19 protein-coding genes and 1 other RNA gene are annotated in these 20,054 nt (G+C 39.1%); 6 read left to right on the top strand and 14 right to left on the bottom strand.

Translation table 11 applies throughout. The features are described from left to right. The first annotated feature begins 9 nt into the window (after positions 1-9). From AC3WR0_RS14410 to AC3WR0_RS14395, 4 genes are all read left to right on the top strand, one after another. Entirely contained in the window at positions 10-246 is a 237-nt protein-coding gene (locus AC3WR0_RS14410) for a DUF2249 domain-containing protein (RefSeq protein WP_492552960.1), read from the top strand. Positions 247-458: 212 nt separating this feature from the next. Beyond that, complete coding sequence (locus AC3WR0_RS14405; protein ID WP_492552959.1) at positions 459-665, top strand: DUF2249 domain-containing protein; 207 nt, start codon at positions 459-461, stop codon at positions 663-665. 14 nt (positions 666-679) lie between these two features. After that, positions 680-1,921, top strand: a complete 1,242-nt coding sequence (locus tag AC3WR0_RS14400; protein WP_492552958.1) for a hypothetical protein — start codon at positions 680-682, stop codon at positions 1,919-1,921. 14 nt (positions 1,922-1,935) lie between these two features. Next, positions 1,936-2,235, top strand: coding sequence for a metal-sulfur cluster assembly factor (locus tag AC3WR0_RS14395; RefSeq protein ID WP_492552957.1), 300 nt, complete (start codon positions 1,936-1,938; stop codon positions 2,233-2,235). A 72-nt stretch (positions 2,236-2,307) separates the two neighbouring features. Here AC3WR0_RS14395 and AC3WR0_RS14390 read toward each other — a convergent pair whose 3' ends face one another. The 10 genes from AC3WR0_RS14390 to AC3WR0_RS14345 all read right to left on the bottom strand — a co-directional run bounded on the left by AC3WR0_RS14390 (position 2,308) and on the right by AC3WR0_RS14345 (position 13,015). After that, positions 2,308-4,227: an ATP-dependent DNA helicase gene (locus tag AC3WR0_RS14390; protein WP_492552956.1), complete on the bottom strand. Its 1,920-nt coding sequence runs from the start codon at positions 4,225-4,227 to the stop codon at positions 2,308-2,310. 176 nt (positions 4,228-4,403) lie between these two features. After that, a complete protein-coding gene (locus tag AC3WR0_RS14385) occupies positions 4,404-4,571 on the bottom strand; it encodes a hypothetical protein (RefSeq protein ID WP_155900057.1) in 168 nt (55 codons plus the stop codon). A gap of 141 nt (positions 4,572-4,712) precedes the next feature. Further along, on the bottom strand, positions 4,713-5,864 hold the full coding sequence (locus AC3WR0_RS14380) for a THUMP domain-containing class I SAM-dependent RNA methyltransferase (protein ID WP_492552955.1): 1,152 nt from the start codon (positions 5,862-5,864) through the stop codon (positions 4,713-4,715). A gap of 123 nt (positions 5,865-5,987) precedes the next feature. Beyond that, an RNA gene (gene rnpB, locus AC3WR0_RS14375) (RNase P RNA component class B) lies at positions 5,988-6,379 on the bottom strand. Positions 6,380-6,460: 81 nt separating this feature from the next. Further along, positions 6,461-6,763, bottom strand: coding sequence for a cell division regulator GpsB (gene gpsB / locus AC3WR0_RS14370; protein WP_027321973.1), 303 nt, complete (start codon positions 6,761-6,763; stop codon positions 6,461-6,463). A 118-nt stretch (positions 6,764-6,881) separates the two neighbouring features. Next, positions 6,882-7,442, bottom strand: a complete 561-nt coding sequence (locus AC3WR0_RS14365) for an SLOG family protein (protein WP_492553031.1) — start codon at positions 7,440-7,442, stop codon at positions 6,882-6,884. Positions 7,443-7,623: 181 nt separating this feature from the next. Beyond that, positions 7,624-8,022, bottom strand: a complete 399-nt coding sequence (locus AC3WR0_RS14360) for a CotD family spore coat protein (RefSeq protein ID WP_492552954.1) — start codon at positions 8,020-8,022, stop codon at positions 7,624-7,626. A gap of 343 nt (positions 8,023-8,365) precedes the next feature. Continuing rightward, entirely contained in the window at positions 8,366-9,691 is a 1,326-nt protein-coding gene (locus AC3WR0_RS14355; RefSeq protein WP_492552953.1) for a ribonuclease H-like domain-containing protein, read from the bottom strand. A 5-nt stretch (positions 9,692-9,696) separates the two neighbouring features. Further along, positions 9,697-11,985, bottom strand: coding sequence for a DEAD/DEAH box helicase (locus tag AC3WR0_RS14350; RefSeq protein ID WP_492552952.1), 2,289 nt, complete (start codon positions 11,983-11,985; stop codon positions 9,697-9,699). A gap of 250 nt (positions 11,986-12,235) precedes the next feature. Next, the gene (locus tag AC3WR0_RS14345; protein WP_492552951.1) at positions 12,236-13,015 is read right to left on the bottom strand and encodes an alpha/beta fold hydrolase; all 780 of its coding nucleotides are present in this window, start codon (positions 13,013-13,015) and stop codon (positions 12,236-12,238) included. A gap of 119 nt (positions 13,016-13,134) precedes the next feature. Between AC3WR0_RS14345 and AC3WR0_RS14340 the strand changes: the two genes are divergently transcribed. Further along, positions 13,135-13,830 carry a Crp/Fnr family transcriptional regulator gene (locus tag AC3WR0_RS14340; RefSeq protein ID WP_492553030.1) on the top strand — a complete coding sequence of 232 codons (696 nt, stop codon included), beginning with the start codon at positions 13,135-13,137 and terminating at the stop codon, positions 13,828-13,830. Positions 13,831-14,201: 371 nt separating this feature from the next. Here AC3WR0_RS14340 and hcp read toward each other — a convergent pair whose 3' ends face one another. Continuing rightward, a complete protein-coding gene (gene hcp, locus AC3WR0_RS14335) occupies positions 14,202-15,503 on the bottom strand; it encodes a hydroxylamine reductase (RefSeq protein ID WP_492552950.1) in 1,302 nt (433 codons plus the stop codon). 196 nt (positions 15,504-15,699) lie between these two features. On the opposite strand from hcp, the gene AC3WR0_RS14330 reads away from it, so the two are divergent. Next, on the top strand, positions 15,700-16,176 hold the full coding sequence (locus AC3WR0_RS14330; protein ID WP_492552949.1) for an Hsp20/alpha crystallin family protein: 477 nt from the start codon (positions 15,700-15,702) through the stop codon (positions 16,174-16,176). A gap of 329 nt (positions 16,177-16,505) precedes the next feature. Here the strand turns inward: AC3WR0_RS14330 and AC3WR0_RS14325 are convergent, their stop codons facing one another. The 3 genes from AC3WR0_RS14325 to AC3WR0_RS14315 form a co-directional block, all read right to left on the bottom strand. Continuing rightward, complete coding sequence (locus AC3WR0_RS14325; protein ID WP_492552948.1) at positions 16,506-18,905, bottom strand: ABC transporter permease subunit; 2,400 nt, start codon at positions 18,903-18,905, stop codon at positions 16,506-16,508. Then, positions 18,898-19,761 carry an ABC transporter permease subunit gene (locus AC3WR0_RS14320; protein WP_492552947.1) on the bottom strand — a complete coding sequence of 288 codons (864 nt, stop codon included), beginning with the start codon at positions 19,759-19,761 and terminating at the stop codon, positions 18,898-18,900. Before AC3WR0_RS14320 ends, AC3WR0_RS14325 begins: the two co-directional genes overlap by 8 nt. A gap of 130 nt (positions 19,762-19,891) precedes the next feature. Beyond that, on the bottom strand, positions 19,892-20,029 hold the full coding sequence (locus tag AC3WR0_RS14315; RefSeq protein ID WP_492552946.1) for a hypothetical protein: 138 nt from the start codon (positions 20,027-20,029) through the stop codon (positions 19,892-19,894). Between the last annotated feature and the right edge of the window lie 25 nt (positions 20,030-20,054).

Genomic DNA, 20,054 nt, shown 5'->3' with positions numbered 1-20,054 from the left:
GTGTGGGAAATGGAGCAAAGAATTATTGAACTTGATGTTCGGGAGGACATAAACAATAAATTGGAGCCTTTCCAAAAGATTATGGAGGCAATCAGTGGTTTAAATCATAACGATGTATTTATCCTTCATGCGCCCTTTAAACCGGTTCCTTTATTTGCGGTAATGAAGGCAAAGGGTTTTACACATGAAGTGGAAGAGCTCGAGAAGAAACACTGGAAAGTCATTTTTATAAAGAAAGCTCGGTGATTGCCAAGCCTTTAAGTGAGAACTGAGCCGTTTTAACCCTTATCAAGTTCAAAACGGCATAACCTTAAAAAAGCTTTACTCTTTCTACTTTCAAGGCTAAAGCTGACGAAGCCTTCCATGTCCTTTCCGTCGCGCGTTCAGTATGTATGAATATAAATTCTGATTAGCCAAAGAAAATAATTGGCTTATTCAATGTAAAAGGAGAATGCAGGATGATTTTAGATAACCGCGGACTTGAACCGCCCCAGCCAATGATGAGAACCCTTGCTGCCATTGAAGATCTTGTACCAGGAGAAAAGCTCACTATTATTAATGACAGACGGCCCATGTTCCTATATGAACAGCTTGAGGAACAAGGGTTAAAACATCGGACAGCACCACAAGAAGATGGGAGTTTTAAAATAGAAATTTTTCGATAAGAAGGTGAATGGTTATGCTTCCTCAAAATAAGGGGAGTGAAACAAATATTAAACTTCCTTTTTCTTTTATCATCTATAGCATGGCTGCCCTTGTAATATCCCAACTAATATTACTATTTCACGGCGGTTTAATGTCAGAAGGAGTTTTTCGAATACCCGCTGTGTGGTCGGCAGCCCACCTTTTAATATTAGGATGGGCATTGATGACAGCAATGGGTGCCATGTATCAGCTAGTTCCCGTTGCTTTTCTCACACCCGTTTGGAGTGAAAAGTTTGGCTTTATCCAGTTTGCTTTAACAGCTTTAGGGATTACTTTTTTTGCAGGAGCTTTATTTTTTGAACCACAAAAAGCTCTAATCCCAGGAATCATCACTTTAATAGGAATCCTATTGTTTCTTGTTCAAATGGTAATGACATTGCGAAAACAAACAAAACCAAATATTCTAACTCTGTTTGTGGGAACGGCTCTGGTATGCCTTCTGCTAACCATATCCCTTGGCATAGTCCTTGTTTATAGTCTAAAAACAGGGGCAGGTCCTGATTACCAGGCAATATTTAAAGGTCACCTTTTATTGGGATTAGCTGGATGGTTCACCCTCCTTATTTTTGGCTTTTCATATAAAATGGTTCCCATGTTTTCTTTATCCCATGGTTATTCCATGGCAAAAGCCAAGTATGTTTTTACTTTTTATATCTCCGGTTTATTGATTTCCTTTGTTTCTTTCTTTATAAATTCTTCAATGGGTCTTAGGGCTGGATTCTTCCTGCTTTTTGCTGGCTTTCTCTTATTTGGTATTCACGCCTCCGAAATCCTGAAGAAAAGAATTAAAAAGAAACTCGACAAGCCATTTATGGCCGCTCTACTCGCAATTGGGTTTGCTGCAGTCATTCACCTTGCTGGTTTTCTTTCCCTATGGAGCAATAAACCTGAGAGACTGCCGGGACCTATTATCTATGCATACATCTTTTTATGGATTGCATTAAGTATTTTAGGCTACTTGTATAAAATTGTTCCATTCCTATGGTGGACACATAAATACAGTAAGGAAATCGGTAAAAAATCGGTTCCTTCCTTGAAAGAAATGATAAATGAAAAAACAGCAGTACCTCTTTTTAGTACGTTCATCATCTCGATATTGCTGACCACAGCGTCTTTAATAATTAAGAATCTTGTTCTTTTCAATATTGGCCAGTTCTTTATCTCACTTTCCTTTTTAGGAATTGCTTTTATTATATTGAGCGTTATAAAAAAATAAATGAGGTGTTTAAAATGAGTTTAACTGAAAAAGTCCGTGAAGAATTAAAAAACGTTTATGATCCCGAATTAAATATTAATGTAGTAGACTTGGGACTTATATATGATGTTCAGGCCAATGAAGACGGGATCGTCAATATTATCATGACACTTACAACTCCTGGATGTCCTCTTCATGACAGTATAGTTAGCGGAGTTAAGTATTCGGTCCAAAGCCTTGAAGAAGTAACCAGGGCAGATGTAAATCTTGTTTGGGAGCCCGCATGGTCTCCTGAAAAAATGACCCCAGAAGGCTTGAAACTCTTAAGAGGATAAATAAAAAAGAAAAAGCGGTCCTCCGGATGTTCGAACTCCGGGACCGCTTTTGTGTTTTGTTCTGTTTTTGTTCTAAAGCAATGGCTCTACTGGAAGAACAGACTTTACTTTTTCCAATACATCCTTATCCAATCCCTCGTTTAGGAGAATGTGGACATAGCCTCTGTCTTCATGGCTTCTGATCAACCGTCCAACTCCCTGACGCAAACGAAGCAGCATGTAAGGAAGATCAACTTGAAGATAGGGATTTTCTGCACCTTCCCTTTTCGCCCTAAAAACAGGATCATTTGGAGGGAACGGAAGCGAGAATACAATCACATTCTCCAATGATCTGCCCGGGATATCAAGTCCCTCCCATAAATGCAGGGCACAAAGAACTGACTGTTCCTCATTTTGAAATTTAGAGACCAATGTGCTGATTTCTGCATCTCCCTCAAAGTACACAGGAAAATCAATGTTTGAAAGACTACTTTTCAAGAATTTTATTTCCTCGATGTCATTGGCGAGTATCAAAGCCCTGCCCTCAGTCTGTTTGATTTGTTCGATAACATACTCTGCTTTACTGTTTAAGTCATCGTTTTTAAAGGAAGGAAGATGCATTTCCATCTTCTCCTCATATTCAAATGGTGACGCAACTGTAAAGGACAGGTAGTCTTCTATACCCAGGCTTTTCGCCATATATTCAAATGACTGCTGTTCTGAGAGCGTCGCAGATGAAAAAACAAAAGGCATCTTCTTAGAAAAAACCTCTTCTTTCATAATTTCCTGTACCATCTTAGGCATTATGACAAGTGTTCTTTCACTTGAATGATCTTCAAACCAGGTAATTCCATTCATAGGCTGTAAGAAAAGTGAGAGAGAATAAGTAATTTGTTCTAAATATTCTTCAACAATTTTCAGTTCATAATCATTGATTACATACATCTCACTGTCAAAAACCAATTCCTCTTCCACTTTTTGAAGGGCATTATAAAGCCTTTTTCCCTGGCTTAATAAATCTCTGTCTTTTTCGATGATCTTCTTTTCGGAGCCTGAAGCAGTTTTTGCTGATAAAGACAAATGCATAAAAAAGCTCTCGTTTTCATGGATTGCATCTTCAATTGCATACAAGGTTTTTTCACGCACATTATTTTCCATCAATCTTGTTAAAAGAGCTTCAAGAGTTTGTTCTGTAAACCGATAGCTTAATGCTTTCTGGGCAGCAAACTCAAGAAGATGTCCTTCATCAAATACCACACAGGAGTGTTCAGGCAGGAGCGGCAGCTGTCCTTCCCTCTTTCTTGATTCCTTTGTCCAGACATGTTCCATATAAAAATCGTGGGAACAAATGATCAAATCTGATGCTCCTCGGTAGTATTCACGGTGAAGAGTTTGTCCGCAGCGATGTCTTTTTTCACAGGCAAAACAATCCTGTACAGCATCCCAGCCTACTTGTTTCCATTGTTCATCTGTGAGATGGGCATAATCCCGTCTGTCCCCATAACGGGTAAAAGTTTTTAAGGTACCGTTTTTTAAAACAAAATCGGGAAGTTCATCATAAATATCCCCGTATCCTTCAAAATCACTTGATTCAACAGCAGTATCAAGCTTTTTCAGGCACAGGTATTGATCCCGGGATTTAGCGAGTCTTACATCGATATTAAGATTTAGGGCTTTCTCGAGCTTGGCAATATCTCCTTCTTTTTTTACTAGCTGCTCAATAAGCGTCTCGTCTGCACAGGTGATGATGGCAGGCTTATTGGTATATCGTGCATAACAAATGGCATAAAGAAGGTAAACAAGCGTTTTTCCTGTTCCTACGCCCGCTTCTGCAAAAATCGTCTGTTTTTCTTTAAACGCCTTTTCAAGTTGAAAAGCCATATAGATTTGTTCGTCCCTTATTTCGAAACCTTCCTCGGGCAAAAGATCATAAAATACATCGCCAATCCATTCGCCGAGGCGGTCGTAGAATGATTCTGTTTTATCTATAGTAAAAGGCATTCTATTCTGCATGTAAATCCTCCAAATAAATAGTGGCTCAGCAAGTTTCTGAGCCTTAATAAAAAGTGAAAAAAAAGCGACCAGCAAGGCGCTTTTTCTAATGATAAGAAAAAAATTTTCTTATCGTCAATTATCTAATTTTAACTCAAGCAAGAAAACTGTCAAGAAATTAAGAGGCATGAGGCTGTTTATTTATAAAGGATTGAAGAAAATGACAATGCTTGCTGCCATTCTTTTTTGGCATTTAACACTTTTTCCATTGCTGACTCTTTAGCAAACTGTTCGCTATCTAATGTTTGGAGAGTAACATGGAGTGCTTTTGAAATTTTATAAAAGTCAATTTTGGATTGATACATTGCCACCCCTCCTGTTTTTAATAAAGCTATTATATTCAAGAGGGATGGAATTTATGCTATCGTTTGTGGAATCCGCTAAGACTTTTATTAAGGTCTTAGATCATTTCCCCAAAAACTCCACTTTGGAATCGTTGGCTTTATTTACTCATTATTCTCTGTGCGCAGTGGTCGCTTACCCCAGTATTGGTAATAATCTGTCCTAATGAAACCATTAAAGAGTTTTCTTTTCTTTGTGGCTGGTTTCCCATAGAGTTTCTCAAAGTCTTCATTTGAAGTAAGAATGTAAATGGACCAGGTGTCAAGCTTGGCAAATGCCTGTCCCATTTCCCTATACATTTGCTCTACGGCACTTTTTTCACCAATACGTTCACCGTACGGCGGATTTCCAACAATGACACCGTACTCCTTCGGTGTTGTTATATCTCTAACCTGCATTTGCTTGAATTTAATAAGATCCGCAAAACCTGCTTCGAATGCATTTTCAGTCGCCATTTTGACCATGCGGTGATCAATATCGGTACCTGCAATATCAAGCGGCTGGTCATATTTTGCTAAATCCTCTACTTCATTTCGCGCTTCGTCCCATACCGCTTGGGGTATCCAGCCCCAGTTTTCAGAAACAAAATCGCGGTTGAAGCCTGGAGCAATATTTTGCCCAATTAAAGCGGCTTCAATTGGAATGGTGCCTGAGCCACAGAAGGGATCAATAAATGGCTTGTCTGGATTCCAGTTGGTAAGCAATACAAGAGCAGCGGCAAGCGTTTCTTTTAATGGAGCTTCCCCCTGGTCAACCCTGTAACCCCGTTTATGAAGTGCCTGCTTTCCTGTAGCATCAATTGTAATGGTAGCAACATCCTTTAAAAGCGAAACCTCGATCCGGTAAAGTGCACCAGATTCATCAAACCATCCGCTCCGTTTATAATGGTGCTGTAAACGGTCAACAACCGCTTTTTTTACAATTGCCTGACAATCAGATACACTAAAGAGCTTTGATTTTACTGACTTTCCGGAAACAGGGAACTCCGCGTCCTCCGGAAGGTATTTTTCCCAAGGCAATCCTTTTGTTTTCTCAAAAAGCTCGTCAAATGAGTATGCTTTAAACTCGCCAACTTTTATGCGAATGCGGTCTGCGGTACGGAGCCAGAGGTTTGAACGTGCAATTGCACTTTCATCTCCTTCATAGACTACTTTCCCATTTTCAACCTGACAATCATACCCTAGTGCCCGGACTTCTTTTGCAACCAATGCTTCAAGACCCATGGCAGCTGTTGCTATAATTTGATATTTACCCATTATTTCACCCTTACTTTTGTTGTTCTTATGTACATAGGATAACACATAACTATATAAAAAATAAAAAAGCCCCCCGATTCAGGAGAGCCTTAAATCATTTTCATTTTTAATGCATTAATTACGTTCTGTAAGCCATGTTCTGTACCTTGTACTGCAAACGGCTATTAAGCCTCGTACAAAGGCGGTAATCATCTATCTACAGGTGTTAAGACCTGTCCTTTCCCTTGTTTGATTCCTCAGGAAAGATTCCCCTACCAAATTTGGGTTTCTCGCTCGTGGGGTTTACCTCGTTCCACCTTTTCCATTTCTGGAAAAGCTCCGTCACTGTGGCACTTTTATAGGTATTCATACCATATCCATAAGGACTTAGGTATTTTCCCGGCCGTCAGCCGTATTCCGGCTGCCCTGGCTTATGACTTCGCCAGGCACGAACACTACAGGCATCTCAGCCTGTGCGAGCATGGACTTTCCTCAACAAGGCCGCATTAAGCTCCTTGCAGCGATTACCCGAACGCAATTAATGAACACAAGACTTATTATATGTATTTTCCATTGCAGATGCAATGGCATAAAAAAGGAAATGCGGGAACAAACTGTCAATCGTATAACTTATTTCCAAATACATGCTTTTCAAGGTTTGATAATCTCTTTAGAATATCAAAATTCGTTGTCCCCGCGGCCTGAGCTGCAGGCTGTCTCCTTGAAGCATCCTCAGCAAGCTTACGCAAGCGCATATTCTCCTGCTGCAGTTCTTCAATTTCCTGATGGAAGGTTTCGTAGTCTTTAATGATCAAATCAAGAAACTTATCTACATCCTCCTGCTTGTATCCGCGCACACCAGTCTTAAACTCTTTTTCTAAAATATCCTTTGCAGTCAATTTCACTTTATCCGACAGCATTCCAATCACCTCAGTATTTCGCCAATCATTACCTATTATTTTTTCAAAAATATTGCTGTTTGTCAATTTTCTTTAGGAAATACTCTTTTTTTCAAAATATTTAAACAAAAATAGTTAACTAATAATCAAACCTACTCGCGTTTTCTTCTTCGACTATATTCTGCAAATCATAGAACGTTATAAGATGTACAGGATAGGGATGGGTGCTTTGATAGCTCACTGCCATTTCATAAATATATTTTGGGCTTCCTTCCTTCTCCTGATCGTAAAAAAGAAGAAGAGCATCGCTTTTTTCAATGAAAAATTGATTTTTAACCCTAAATTGGAGTGGTTTTTCATATGCTTTCTTTGAAACTGAATCTACAAAATCAGCCTGCATTAAAACCGATTCATACCACTCCTTATTTTCTTCCTTCCAGTTTGACTCCTGATCCAGAAAAGGCGTTATTACGGCAAGCTTAAGATCCGGATATTCCAATTGAAGGTCAAAAACGGTTTCTGCAGCCCACAGCTCAATCCCTAATTGGCCGCTAATCAAAACCCATTCCAGCCCCTCTTCAATCATGGGAAGCAGTTCTTTTTTAAGTGCCTTTTTTATGTAGTCGACAGAGGAATGGTCCTTTTTAAAAATACCCAGTTCAAATGGTTTATAACCAGAAATTGCAAGAACTTTATACAGGGACAAACACCTCTTTTTCATACTTTGTATAAATAAGACAAACTTTTTTATTAATAAATCATATCATATTGTAAAAAGAAAAATAGCCAGAGAGCATAAAATTGACTTAATGGTTCCAGAAAAACACTCCCTATTTATGGATAAAACAGAAAAAACAAGGGCGTTTTGCCCTTGTCAGTAATTATCTTCCCCAAGGTCCAGGTCCCATCATTGGGCCAGGTCCCATCATTGGTCCGGGTCCCATCATTGGTCCGGGTCCCATCATTGGGCCGGGTCCCATCATTGGTCCCATTGGTCCAGGTCCAAATCCCGGTCCCACAGGAGCTACTGGAGGTACAGGTCCCACAGGAGGAACTGGGGCAGGATTCATAGGTCCTACGCAATTAAATTGCTGGTTGGAAACCTCATTTACAGCTGAAAAGGTTTGAGGGAAGTAATGCTTATGCTCAAACAATTGGTGATTTACAGTTGTAGTATGTGATGGATGGATGTGAGGAACCACCGTTGTAGAAAATGTGTGGTTCACACAGCATTTTGTAGGATGGATAACCGCAGGCATAATATTTGTTCCACAGTACATATACACTTCTCCTTTCGATATGGTTGTTTGTTATTACATTAACAGCCTATGTTGAAAGAGAGACTCTTGTACTAATGAAAACACCTATTTTTACAGCATTGTATAGAAACTGTCCTTTAGACTTGTAAAAAGTACTGCAGTTAAACAAACCACAATGAAGAAAAGAAATAAAATTGCTTTGTACATAATACCAGCTCCACTGTGTTGTTATTAATAGTTTTTAACACTACAATTTAACATTTTACTCTCTGTTAACCTCATTCACAACACAAAATTGCAGGAATTTAGGCATAAAAAATGAAAAATTTGTTACAAATTTATGAATTTTAAAGTTTTATAAAATCTACAGATCATTTCTTGTCTTTTTGTCCGCTTGCTCAGGGAATTTTCTGCATTTATTTTCGAGTCTCTTTATTCGTTTTAGAGCATCCTCTATAAAATTTGACTGGATTTCACCAGCCTTTTCCTCCATTGCCTTGTGAACGAACTCTAAGGCTATTTTTGGATTTTTCAGTTTGTGTTCAAGTATCTTTGAAGCTTCAATGCAAGCCTCTCTTGCAATGTCAGATATAGCAGAATCAGCTACAGACTGAAAAAGAGTAAGTGCTTTTTCCCAATCCCTCACTTTTTTCCTCTCGTACGCAAGAGCAAGCTGAGCATGGGCAGACACATGATCATCTCCCTCGGCAATTGAATCAAACCTTTTTGCCGCTTCCCCTTTTTCTCCTAATGAGGAAAACCATCTTCCTACTTCATATGTCTCCTGGCTTGTTTGCCCTTCATCAAGCCCGCAAATTTGGAATGTCAAATGAGTGTATAGCGTGACAAGTGACAGAATGTCTATCTCATTATGTTTTAAAACCCCCAGCATTCCTTCTGGCTGTTTCCTTTCAATAAAATCAAAATAAATCATGGGTGCTAAATGGCCGGGAATATCATCTTCACGCAGAACTCCTAATATTTCCTTTTCTACAATAGAAAGCTTTAGCCGATCAAGCTTATGTTTCCAAAGGCGTCTTGAAGCATGGTAAAGATCAAAATGCCCGAAAGACGGCAGTTTGGGAACATGGTCGCGGACAAGGGTGTGCCTTGTTTTAACCTGGGGCCAATCAAAGGATTTCCCATTGTATGTTACAAGCGTTTTATAATTTACGCTTTCCAAAAAACTTTGATAGAGTGGGACCTCAGCCCCCGGATTAGGAAGTACATGCTGTCTCAATACAAGCTCTTCCCCTTTTACGCTTGCATACCCAAGGAGAAAGATGGTATTGCCTGTACCCCCTCCTAGTCCTGTAGTTTCTGTATCAAAGAAAAAAAGTTCTTCAGGACGATGCCCAATGGCTGAGAGAGGATGTGAAATCCCTGTTTCGTTCCAGACTTTAACTGCCCGGAGAAAATCTTGAAACCGAAAATGTCCATGTTTCTGTTCTAGCGGATAACGTACTTCCCTTACTAAGCAATAATTTTCATCGAAAAAATAGGGTAATACCCCTTCCGCTTTCCATTGGTCCGAATAAGGTATGACGATTTCCGGCTCTTTTTCTGATGGTATAACGCTGCTTCCAGAGTGCTCCTCTTTTATATGGAGATGAGAGGACTTGCTGAAATCCTCTTGCTTGCCGCTTCCTAAATGCGGTTTTAAACGGTTTAATTTATTTTTTAAAGACAAAGCTCTCACCTCTCCTTTGAAGCCGATGTATCCAAAAAGAAATCAATAATTTTAAGAGTATCTCTTTTGGCTGTATCACTAACAGCCTCCATCCCGACACAGGAAGGACAGCCGCTTTCACATTGGCATCCGCTTACCATCTTTCTTGTTTCCCGGAATACAGGAACCATACCAGTGTATATTTTTTCGCTTAGACCAATACCACCGGGATAGCGGTCATAAAAGAAAATAGTTGGCTTTTCATTATGATCTGCCTTAACCTGCGGAACCACGTGGATATCCTGGGGGTCCGCCATAACAAAAAGAGGAGCTATGTGGTTTAGTGCATGCGCTGTCCCCACAAGGCCCTGTTCAAGCCTTTCATGTCCCATATCAGCAAAAGGTTTATCTAAGGAAATCCAGGCAGAACTCGTATGCAGTTCTTCTTCGGGAAGGAATATGGGCCCCGATCCAATGTTTTCATGTGTCTCAAATTTAATTTTTTTAAAAATGGTTGCCATCGCCCTGACACTAACATCGCCATAACCTATCTCCATGTCGGGATGTTCCAGAAGTTTATCCACTTCTAATACCTTTAATTGAACTGCTAGATTAGCATCAGTAAAGTAATCGACGTCTACTTCCCGGACAAACGCTTTTTTCTCTTCCCAATCAAGCTTTTCAACTTGAAATTGGGTACCTTGATGTAAATAAATAGCCTCTTCGTGAAGAAGTGTCATAGCCGAGAACCTGTCCATTTCACCAATGACCTTCACATTTGCTACATTTGTTTGATCAACAATAATAATATTCTCCTGCGATGCAGACCGAAGGCTTATATTGTGAGCAGGGAAAGAATCATTCATCCAGTACCATTTGTCTCCATTCTGATAAAGAACGCGTTCCTCCGTCAGGTATTCAAGAAGCTCTTCTGTCTCAACATTGCCAAACCTTTCTCCTGCCTTAAATGGAAGCTCGTATGCCGCACATTTCATATGGTCAATAAGGATAATCAAATTATCGGGATTGATTCTGGCCGTTTCAGGACTCTGGTTAAAAAAATACTCTGGATTCTGGATGATATATTGATCAAGCGGGCTGGAGCTAGCAACCATTATGACAAGTGATTCGCCGTGCCTTCTGCCAGCTCTCCCAGCCTGCTGCCATGCACTAGAAATGGTTCCGGGATATCCAGTCATAATGCAGACCTGAAGCTGGCCGATATCGACGCCTAGTTCCAATGCATTTGTACTGACAACTCCGTATATTTCCCCTGATCGAAGCCCTTTTTCAATCTTTCTCCTTTCTGTTGGCAGGTAACCTCCCCGATAACCCATAATTGATTTGGGACCCAGCTGATTTTTAACCAGCTCCTGCAAATAAGTCAATATAATTTCAACACGAACCCTGCTTCTGGCAAAAACAATGGTTTGAATTTTATTTTTCAAAAGCTCCCCTGCAAGCTTTCTAACTTCCAGTGTTGCACTTCTTCTAATATTTAGCGGCTTGTTTACAATAGGAGGATTGTAAAATAGAAAATGTTTTCTTCCAGTTGGCGCACCATTATTGTTAATGAGTGACATTTCACTTTCAGTTAAATTTTCTGCTAGTTCAAGAGGATTGGCAATAGTTGCTGATGTACATATAAACACTGGATCGCTGCCATAGTACCTGCAAATACGTTTTAGTCTTCTTATCACGTTGGCTACATGGCTTCCAAACACACCTCTGTACGTATGAAGTTCATCAATCACTACAAACTTTAAGTTTTCAAACAGCGAAACCCATTTCGTATGATGAGGTAAAATCGCTGAATGAAGCATATCAGGATTTGTAATAACCACATGCCCAGCCTGCCTTACCTTTTGGCGGATATTCGCCGGTGTATCTCCGTCATAAGTATAACTATTAATATTCATCCCTGTTTCCTGGATAATTTCATTAATTTCACTTTTCTGATCTTGAGCAAGTGCCTTGGTGGGAAACATATAAAGAGCTCTGGCATTTGGATTTGATAAAACGGTTTGCAAAACAGGAAGATTGTAGCAAAGCGTCTTTCCGGATGCAGTTGGTGTTACAGCAACAATACTTTTTCCTGACATAACTGTTTCATAGGAAGTTTTTTGATGGGTGTAAAGCTGCCCAATCCCTCTATTCTCCAAGGCTTCCTTAAGCTGTACGTGAAGGTCCCCGGGCAGCGGAACGTTTTTAGCAGGACGTTCCTCAATAGTCCGCCAGGTGACGATATTTTCTTTAAATTGTTCATGTATTTTTAAATCTTCAAGAATTTCTTGAAGGTTTTTTCGAAGTTTCATAATCATTCACCCCATATCTATTATTGTAGCGAATGAACGTTCGTGAAAAAAGATATTTATCATGAATTTCGTGTAATATTTTAAGGGAATTTTTAACAGGCAGTGAACGGGCCAAATACCAGCCTATTTAAAGTTGAAGGACAATATCGAAAGAGGATTATTATTCCTCTATTTGAAAGACCTTTTTTTGGCCTTGATAACCTGATAAATGGCTTGCAGATTAAAATTAAAAACCCGTCAAAGACGGGTTCTACATTGTATGCAGCCTAATAAACTCTTGCAATGATTCTGCAAGTTTTTCTGGTTCTTCGTACATACTCATATGTCCGGAATACTCTAAAAGTAGTTGGGTTATATGTCCCCCAGACACAGAAAAGGTACTATCTGGGGTAATAACTTTATCTCCCTTTCCCGCTGTTAATAAGACAGGAGTAGTTTCCTTTTTAAGAACATGATTACGGTCGGTACGGTTTCTCATTGCATTTAAAGTTTCTATTGCATCTTGAGGGCTTGTTCCTGCTCCAATTTCTTTTGCCAATCTGACAGAATCCACTATGCCTGTCTGGGAAGGATTAGCAAAAAGCTTTGGCACCAGCTGGTCCACAAATGGCTCAATCCCTTCCTCCCCGATTTTCTTGATACTGTTGAGTCTTCCTTCCTTTGCTTCCTGGCTGTCAGGAAATGCAGTTGAATGTATCAAACCATATCCAGCAAGATTTTCTCTATATTTTTCCGCAAACGCCAACGTTACATAACCGCCTAATGAGTGTCCGAACAAGAATACCTTTCCGGTTCCCAGTTTTTCAATTAGCCTATGCACATCTTCAGCCATATCTTCAATGGAGAAACCTCCTTCCGGAGAAGGCGATTCTCCGTGTCCTCTTAAATCCGGAACAATAACATGCATATCCTTGCTTAATAGGGGGATAACATTTTCCCAATACTTTGAACTTCCGCAAAAACCATGAAGCAGCAGGACAGTTTGCCCCTGCATATTTCCATGTTCTTTAAAATATAGTTCTTTAGTCATTTCTCCCACCCCTCCTTCATAATCTTAAATTTAAAATTCCCTCACCATACCTTTTTAAACTATAATTGAAAATGGATGAAAGGGTATATTGTTGGAACCTATATTTAGAGGTGAGAATGTTGAAGCATGAAGATATCAAAAAAGTCCTAAACGTATTTTCAATTTTTCGGGAGTTAAATAGCCAGGAAATGGACAAAATCGTTGATATATCTATTACTCGTGAGTGGAAAAAGGGGAACCATGTATTTTTGCAGGGTGACCCGTTGGAAAACGTATATTTTATCCATTCCGGCCGGATTAAAGTCTATAAAAGTGATTCAAGTGGAAAAGAGCAGATTGTAGCTATCATGAAGCAGGGAGAAATGTTCCCGCATGTTGGCTTTTTTCGCCAAGGTGAATATCCCGCATTTGCGGAAGTAATGGAGCAAACTACTCTCATAGCTGTCCCTATTAAGCAATTCGAAAAAATTCTTATTGAAAATCCCGAACTTTGCATTAAGGTTTTCCGAGTTCTTGGAGAAAAAATTGTGGATTTGCAGAACAGGCTGGAAGAACAAATTCTTAATAATACCTATGAACAAATAATTAAACTGCTTATAAGACTCGCAAAGAAATACGGTAAGGAACTCGAAAATGATAAGTATTGGCTAAAGGGTGAATTTACTAACCGGGATCTTGCCAATATGATTGGTACAACACGCGAGACCATTAGCCGGACACTAACAAAAATGAAAAGAGACGAATTAATTGAAGTCGATGATGAAGGAAATATGATTATCGATCCTGATAAACTATTGGAAGAGATTTTGCAATAAGTATAATATCAAAGGCTGCCCCTGTATTGGGGGCAGCCTCTTTAGTCTCTTAGAAATTATAAATTTTTACCTTGTTGATAACTCCGAACTAGTCACTTCAAAAATTAGGACTAGGAAAGCTTCGTCAGCTAATCATCGCAAGAAGGAAAAGCGCTGCTTTGTCGAGGACTTGGCAATTTTAGCCTTTCATCATCTGAGGCCGCTTGTGCCTTTTGTTCGCTAATCAGAATTTATATCCATAAATTCTGAACGCACGACGGACACGATGTCCTAGTCAGGCGAAAGGCACACGATGTGCCGTTTTGAGCGTGATAAGCAAAACTAAGGCATCCGCCAAAAGGGACTTCGCGAATGCCAAATTTTTCTAATTCTTATTTTTGTGAAGAAAGATTAAGCATTTCATTCATATCTTCCTGGGCTGTTCCAATCAATTTCAGCTTAAAGGTATCCTGAAGAACATTTAAAACACCTTCCGAAATAAATTCAGGCGCTTTAGGCCCAATGCGAATATCTTTAATCCCAAGGCTGAAAAGACCTAGAAGAATAGCAACCGCTTTTTGTTCAAACCAGGAAAGCACAATGCTTACTGGGAGCTCGTTAATCTCACATTCAAAAGCGTCAGCAAGAGCTTTTGCAATTTTCACTGTTGAGCCTGAATTATTACATTGGCCAAGGTCAATATAGCGAGGGATATCTGTACCCGGTACAACCCCATAATCAACATCATTAAAGCGGAATTTTCCACAAGATGTAGTAAGAATAACTGTTTCGGGAGGAAGCGAGGTAGCTAACTCGCGGTAGTATTCTCCCCCTTTTCCTGGTGCATCACAGCCAGCGATCACGAAAAATCTTTTAATCTTTCCTGATTTCACAGCTTCAATCACTTCAGGTGCAAGGCCAAGAACTGTTTCATGGTGGAACCCGGTTAATAATGTTTCATCGGATTCAATGTTTGCTTCCGGAAGCTCAAGTGCTCTTTCAATAAGCGGACTGAAGTCATCATTTACAATCTTTAGAACATTTTCAAGCCCTGCAACTTCATACGAGAACATTCTATCTGCATAGGTTCCCTTAATAGGCATTACACAGTTAGTTGTTGCCAGGATAGCACCAGGGAATTTTTCAAATAAGCGGCGCTGGTCATACCAGGCTTTACCGATATTACCCTTTAAATGAGAATACTTCTTTAATGCAGGATATCCGTGAGCAGGCAGCATTTCGGAATGGGTGTAAATATTAATGCCTTTTCCTTCTGTCTGCTTTAAAAGCTCTTCTAAGGCAAAAAGATTATGTCCTGAAACAACAATACTTTTTCCTTCAATTTTGTTCTGGCTTACCCGTATAGGCTGTGGAATGCCTAGCCGTTTAGTATGAGCCTCATCCAGTACTTCCATCATCCTTACAGCTGACTGGCCCACTTTCATAGCCATATCAATATGCTCCTGAACATTAAAATTGGAGTTAGTTAGTGTCATATATAATGCTTCATGAGTAGTAGCGTCCACAAAGGGATCTGTATATCCAAGCTGATTAGCATGAGTTCGGTACGCTGCAATTCCCTTTAATCCAAATATGATGGTATCCTGCAGACTTGCAATCGTTTCATCTTTCCCGCATACCCCTACAACTTTACAGCCGCCTGAAGGCGTTTGTTCACATTGATAACAAAACATTTAATTTCCCCGCTTTCACATCTTTATCTTCTGTAACAGAATACAGTGGATGAAGCACGATGCCTGTGATTTACATCACAGGAAAGGGATTGTTCAAAAATCGTTCAAACTTATATATCGATCTAGTGTCACTCACCTGATGAAAGCCAACATCATATACTAGAAAGAAAATTTTCGGAAAGCGAGGAGAGACACGATGTCTTCACAGCAGCCAGAGGATTCTCAAAAGGGAAAAAAAAATAAATCCGAACCCTTTGGAGAACTAATGAAAACAATGAATGACTTTTTTCAGGAAAAGCCTGTTAGGGGATTTTTGCAAACTATTGACGACTTTTTTAGAAATCCTTTCCCTGTTGCACCATTCCATGTTGAAACGCGGGAAACTGATAAGGAAATGATTATTACAGCCGAGCTTCCTGGAGTAAAAAAGGATCAGATTCATATTGATTTAAAGGGAAATTATTTAAATATTGCTGTTCAGCAAAACGATTTATTAACAGAGGAAGACGAACAAAAACAGGTCTACAGGAAGAGACAGTTTCTCCAGCATTCTTCCAGGACCATAGCCCTCCCCCGACCAGTTAATGAAAAGTTTGTTAAAGCTGCCTACAGCGACGGACTTCTTGAAATTAGAATACCGCATGAAAAAGGAAAAATAATTGAAGTTGAATAGAAAAGCGGAAATGCCGAAGTAACCCAATTAAGATTCTCCTGTTTCTCGAGGACAAATCGTTGGGACCACACTTCATATTTGTCCCTAAAAACCCGGCTGAACTAATTTCTTGGATTAGTGGTAACTAGCATAAGACGAGCCAGCGAGAAGGCTGCTCTTTAACCTCAAATGCATTAGGTTATATGACCTAGCGCCTTAGAGATTGAGGATTGACAAGAATGAAATGCCGAAGTGTCCCTTAACTACACTTCTGCTTACCCCATGCATAATAAAAAGCTGCCTTATCGGCCCAGTAATTTAGACCCTGTTTGGCAGCTTTTTTGTTTTTGTTACATTTTTTCTACATTCAGCCAATCGCTGAAATACCCAGTTGGAATATAAAAATAATTTGTTGTGAATTTTAAAAATTGAGCTGTGTCAACTTGCTTGTATTTAAAATGGTTGTAGTAGTCAGATAGGTATTGCATACTGACAGTTTCTGGATCTTTACCTTTTATGATGAAGTGATCCTGAACCATTTCATAAAGTTTAAGAGCAGGCTGTCCATATACAAATGCAGTGCTTTTAATTTCATTCAATGGTAGATTGGAATACTGTCTTCCTAAATTCAGCTCTTCTGCCCTTTTCATTCGGCCCTGAGAGAAAAGCTGAGCTTGAAATATAGATTCCTTTTCCCCTATATGAAAATACATATTGGTAGCGAACTCGGTAATTCCCTCATCCAGCCATGCATCGTTGTATTGATCGTTAATAACGACACCATAAAAATATTGGTGGGCAATTTCATGTACAAGGGCAGTCTTAAAAAATTTATCATTTTCTGTGTAAGGGTCAACTGTTATAACACCTGGATACTCCATATTTTGTCCTTTATCCAAAACAATATCCAACTGCTTATGAGGATACTCTCCTATCTTTTCCTGATAAAAAGAAAGGGCATTTTTAGCAAGCTTTAAAGCCTCTTTTGGTTCCTTATTGTGATCACCCTCAGAAAATAGACGGATTTTCACGCCATTTGAATCAATATCATAATGTTTCATATCTTTAAAGGCAGCAATAAATATTTCCCTTACATTTTTAGCCTTAATCTCTCCTTTATTTTTCTTAAGTGCTGGATCTTCATCTGCAGAAGAAGCTATAGAATATCCTTTAGGAAAATCATATTTTACATTAAAATCCGAAAATCCGGTTAAATATGTCTCCAAGCCATCCTGGTAATCTTTTTTATTCCACTTTCCCTTTTCAAAGGTTGCCAGCATTGGATACCATTGGGCAAGGTAATAACGATCCTCTACTTTAGAGAACCGGTTTCCTTCCTCAGGAACTGTAAAATTATAATCCACTGCAACTGTTCTGGATTCATTTTTTTTCATTTTTCCAGGAAGCTTAACTTTTAGGGTATCCTTATTCAGACTGAATGCTGCTTTTTCACCCTCTACCTCTATGCTGTTGATTTTCACTTTAGAAAAACCTTTAACGCCAGTATTCTGATGGCCTTTTTGAAAAACATTTGGAATAAAATAAAATACCAGTTCGCTCCAATTCTTTTCTGAAAGATTCTTAGCTTTGATGTTTGCCGTAGCATGAAAAACACCGTTATGATTCATTTTTAATTGAATGTCATAGCCTGCCTGGCTATAATTCTTAACCCCTACATCGGCATCCTTCTGGGCGTATACATAGCTGCCGGCTGCAACAAAGGCAACTGCTATTATTCCAAGTGAAACCTTTTCTGGTGTAAGTCGCGATACTCTTTTACCCTGACCAAATTCTTTCCGTTTCGGGATTAATTTTGGTTCAAAGCCGGTTTTAATCCAAGGAGTCCGCTGATAATTTGATTGGAACCTGTTTTTTAATCCGTTAGCAAGCAGGCCTAAGGAAATGGTAATAAAAAGTAAGACTGCAAGAGGGATTAACAATACATGAAAGGTTCCATATACATTTCCTCGTGCCTGACCAACAAGACCAGCAAGCTCTTTAGTAATAGAGTTATAAATAATAGGGTCAAAAGTTTGACGGGTCCCGCCCACAAAAAGATTCATCAGTGCAAGCTGCCCCATAATTGTAATAACATAAACCACTTCCAGGATAAACATCACTAGAAGGGATTCCTTCATCTGTGGGAAAATATGAAACCAGACCATCCGGTTTCTGCTGGCACCAAGTGTTTTGGAAGCTTCAATATAGACTGATTTTTTAATCTCCGCAGATTTTAACCGTACAGATGAAATGATACTTGGAATGCTAATGGCTGAAGTTACAATAATAAAATAAAGAATCAGCTGCATAGGTGTAAGGAAACTGTTTATATTAATTGGTCGTAAGAAAAAATAAAGAATAATAAACAGCGGAACATAGCTCCAGGCGTTTTCAAAAGCTTCGACCCAGCCCGGAACCTTTTTCCATGTTCCAACATAAAGACCTATCAGGGTTCCAATTGCCATTTTAATAATAGTAACTGCCAGGGAGATAAATACCGTATAGCGAATCCCATTTAAAATCATGGATAGAATATCATATCCCCATCTGTCCGTTCCCAGAGGATATTCCTTGAATTTGAACGGCTCAACAGGAGGAGCTAATATCTTGCCGTTTTTATAATGAGTTTCCATTGTCTCAATAAGAGTATGAGGGGCCATATACGGGCCAAATACCGCAAAAAACAGCAGAATGGAAACCAATAAAGTGCCTATATACAATGAGTAATTAATCCGCAATAATCTATTCATAAATAAAACCTCGTTTAAACAAATAGAGTAATAGCCTTGCAGAAATATAAACAAGCAGAGAAATGATAAGAAGTGAGAACAATCCAACAGCAAGCGGCTGTGCCGCATTGCTTAGAAAAATAAACTTCGTTATACCCGATACGTTCATGAGATATTCAACTATGAATAGATTTCCAATTGCAAGGGAGATCACTTTAACTAGTTCAGCAACAATAAAAGGCTCAATATTTTTATAAACGTGCTGAAAGTTAATATAATTAAGCTTCATTCCTTTTGCGACCGCGGTTTTTATATAATCATCACCGCTTATCTGGTAATATTTCACCGCAATAATTTTAAATAAATATAATGTCGGAGCTATTCCAACCAGTATCATAGGAAACCATAGATTGATAGGTCCAGCATCCGGACGAAGGGAAACTACCCTAAAACCGGTTTCTTTATAGATTTTTACCGCTAGAATCAAAGATAGGATTATAAGGATAAAATCCGGGATAGCAGCAAGCAGGTTAAGCATAAGGTTAAAAATTCTTGTGAATCGAAATCGGCTTACAAATACCCCGAAAAAGAGACTAAAAATAATACCAATATTAACTCCTGCTGCTATTAATAGAAAACTAATAACAAAGTTATCACCAATCTCGTCTGAAATCTCTCTTGATTCAGCTCCAATTTGGTATGTACCCAGACTTCCCTGGCTAAGGTTTGAAATGAAATCTGTATAAATCTTCGGTAATCTTTCAAAATGCCATTCGGGCTTCTGTGTTTCCATGTTAACTCCAAGGATATTAGGCAATGCAGCAAGGAGTAGAATCAGTGCAAAAATGATCACTGACTGCTGGATGATGCGAACCATCTTAAATTCCCCCTTTTCTCTTTCTATTTCTCTGTTTAGTATGATGGGCTTACGGCGGGTTTTCCCAGAAAATTACCGGTAATTACCAAAGTAACATATACATTACATAATTTAAAGAATTTTTACTATATTATGTGGAAAGCTTGGCAAGCACCAAGTTCTTTCCGCCGATATCCAAGTTTTGCTTATTCTGATTAGCAGTTACGATCTTTTGACGGAACCAGCGATAAGCTAAGTCCGTTTCCACTTCCGCATTGGGACGGCGCATGTACTATAATCATTTCAAGCTGCTC

Source organism: Neobacillus sp. FW104-15D2, from assembly GCF_058790155.1.
This window is presented reverse-complemented; position numbering and strand designations above follow the sequence as displayed.